General features: G+C 46.8%; 1 pseudogene. It reads right to left on the bottom strand.

The features are described 5' to 3' along the window. Positions 1-827 (bottom strand): annotated as a pseudogene (locus F887_RS14860) (hypothetical protein); the annotation flags it as partial.

Genomic DNA, 827 nt, shown 5'->3' with positions numbered 1-827 from the left:
ACCGTTTCTCCACCAATCGCGTTTTTCACACTGTCCGCAACACCATGCAATTGACCACCATTAATCGCATCAGTTGAGTCTGCACTCACTGTACCAGCGGCTACATTAGTAAGTTTCTTGTTGCCTGCATTAATGCCGTCTTTGGTGACACTTGGACCATTGGCAATGGTCATACCGTCATTGTTAATCACGGTATGGCCCGTAGTCACGCTATCCACTTTCAAGTCGCGGCTCAGGCTGTACTTGATGTCATTGCCTTCTTTTGTAACTTGTAAGTTTTCTTCGCCATCTGCTGTACCGATATCAACCGTATCACCTGCTTTTACTGCACCTGCATTGGCACCATTGCTTTGAAGTGTCCAGCCTTTGTCCAACGCAGTAATTGCATCACCGACATTGTTTACATCAGCGCCATTCACCGTATAGTTCGGTGCAGTCACCGTACCATCTGGATTAACAGTTGAACCACCGCCAAGTGCATCAGAGACGCTTTGTGCATTCTTCGCCAATTGACTGCCATTAATGGCATCAGTTGAGTCTGGATTCACGTCTCCTGCTGCAACACCTGTGATCCTGCCTGTTGCACTATCAATCGAAACATCACCGACTTTCACTGAGTCAAAGTTCACATCCTTGGCGGTTGCAACGTCATAGTTGGTACTGCCATCGTCATTTTTAGACTCGGTCACAACAATGTTGTCACCCTCAGTGACCGTGGTTTTCGCTGCAACAGCTGCACCACGGACTGAATCAATCGCATCATGAATGTTGTTTTGGCCTGTGTTTCCGACATTATTGGTGGTAATTGATCCATTTGGATTTAACAC

This window comes from Acinetobacter sp. NIPH 2100, assembly GCF_000369805.1.
Taxonomy (GTDB): Bacteria; Pseudomonadota; Gammaproteobacteria; order Pseudomonadales; family Moraxellaceae; genus Acinetobacter.
This window is presented reverse-complemented; position numbering and strand designations above follow the sequence as displayed.